The sequence below is a fragment of the Brevundimonas sp. genome (assembly GCF_041911375.1).
GTDB lineage: Bacteria > Pseudomonadota > Alphaproteobacteria > Caulobacterales > Caulobacteraceae > Brevundimonas.
In genome coordinates this window covers 1-1,977 of the sequence record NZ_JAYRPA010000053.1, presented here as the reverse complement: position 1 = coordinate 1,977, position 1,977 = coordinate 1, and the positions used below count along the sequence as shown (strand labels likewise).

2 protein-coding genes are annotated in these 1,977 nt (G+C 68.6%); both read right to left on the bottom strand.

The genetic code is table 11. From position 1 onward, the window contains the following. The coding region (locus ACE3PU_RS09835; protein WP_374389203.1) for a polysaccharide deacetylase family protein at positions 1-585 on the bottom strand (585 nt) is incomplete at its 3' end. Continuing rightward, a partial coding sequence (pgaA, locus tag ACE3PU_RS09830; RefSeq protein ID WP_374389201.1) for a poly-beta-1,6 N-acetyl-D-glucosamine export porin PgaA occupies positions 573-1,977 on the bottom strand: 1,405 nt, incomplete at its 5' end. The genes pgaA and ACE3PU_RS09835, both read right to left, overlap by 13 nt.

Genomic DNA, 1,977 nt, shown 5'->3' with positions numbered 1-1,977 from the left:
GTCGTCCTCGTAGCGGCCGTTGGCATACAGGCGCGTGGTCGCTGCCGGCTGGGTGTTGCCCTGCGGGTTGGCGAGGATGCCGTGGTGCAGGTCGTAGGAATGCGAAGCGACCTCGATCAGCCCCGAGGCCTGCATCTCGCGCACCTGGTCCCAGTTGAGGAATTTGCCGCGCGGCACGGGCTTGCCGTCGTAGTCGACCATCTGGCCGTCCGGCACGTCCATCCATTTGCCGACCAGGGCGATCACTGCCGGGTAGTTGAAGAGCTTGAGCAGCGGGAAGGCACGGGTGTAGAAATCCAGGAATCCGTCGTCGAAGCTAAGCAGGATGGCGTTGGGCGGCAGCGGCGGGCCGCCGGCGCGGGCGGCGAGGATCTGGTCGACGCTGACCGGGTGGTAGTCGTTGGCCTGGAGCCAGGCGAACTGGCGGGCGAGGTCGCTGGCGCGGACGGCGGTTGGCGTCATCGGCTCGTTGTCGGCGAGCACCTCGTGGTAGCTGAGGGCCATGAAGCGGGCGTCGGCGGCCGTGGCCAGCGCGGCGGCGAGCGCCAGCAGGGCGGCGAGGAGGGTACGGATCAGAAGCGCCATAGCAGGATCAGGTTGGCGAAGGTGCGTCCTTCGCGTTCGCCGTCGTAGGGGCGCAGCATACGACCGATGCCGTAGCGCAGCGAAAGGTCGCGGTCGAGTTCCCAGCGGTGGCTGTATTCGATGGCCTCGATGGCGCCGGCGTCGTAGCCTTCCTGCCAGTAGGTGCCGCCGGTCAGCGCCAGGCGCTGGCGGAAGGCGTGGTCGTAGCTGCGCCAGGTGAGGTTTTCGACGGCTGCGGTCAACCACAGCGAACGGTCGCTTTTCGGGTTGAAGTAATTGACGCTGGTATCCAGCGAATTGCGCGAAGCGTCGGCGCCGAGAATGGTCTCGAACATCCATTTGGGGCCGCTGGCCCAGCGCTCGAACCACGCGGCGTTGACGCCGGTGCGCAGGTTGCCGTCGGAGAAGTCGCTGGAATAGACCCCGAGCGCGAGCTTGCGCGACTCGTGTTGGCGCCAGTCAGCGCCAACGCTGAGGCGGCTGGCGTAGACGCCGTCGGCGACGGCGCGCAGCGGAATCTGGTTGGTCACGCTTTCGGCGGCGCCGTAAAAGGTCCAGGTGTCGTCCGGCTTCCAGCGCACGGTGCCGGTGGCGCCGGCCTTGACGCCGCTACCGCCGTTGACCTCGCCGGTCAGCCGCCAGCCGAGGTGGCGCCATTCGGCGCCGGCGCCGGTGCGGATCCAGGTCTGGTTCTCGCCGTAGAAATCGGCGCTGGCGGAATAGCTGTGGGCGAAGACGCGCCAGTTCTCGGCGATCGGGCGGCTGTAGAGAAAGCTGTCGATCGACCAGTCGCGGCTGCCGAAGTAATTGACGTCCTGTCCTTCGCCGTAGCCGGCTTCGACATAGAGTTCGTAGCTGTCGTACAGCTCGTAGCTGCGGCTGGCGCGGCGCACGGCGCCGTTGTTCGGATCGAGGCCGGCGGCGTAGTCGAGGGCGGCGCGGGCGGCCGACCAGTCCTGCAGGGTCAGGCGGTTCTCCGAAAGGTCGGCGTGGAGCGCCGGGTTGATCGGGTCGGAGCCGAGCGTGCGGCGCAGCATCTCGTCACCCTGCTGCGGCCAGCCGCGGGCCAGGGCGAGGCTGGCGGACGACTGGCGCGCCTCGCTGTTGTAGGGGATGGCGTCGTGGCGGGCGTCGATGCGCGCCTGCGCTTCGGCGAGGCGGTCGGCGAAGAGGCGCACGCGGTCGGCGGTGATGTCGGCGCTCAGGCGTTCGCCGTTGTAGCGGCCGTCGAGGTGGCGGCGTTCCGGCAGACGCGCGGCGTAGCGGTCGATGTGTTCGGTGGCGGCGTCGAGCTGCTCGGTCTCGACCAGGGCGTAGAAGAGGCCGAGATTGGCGTCGAAATCGTCCGGGTTGGCGTCGACCGCCCGTTGGTAGAGGACCAGCGCCTCCTGC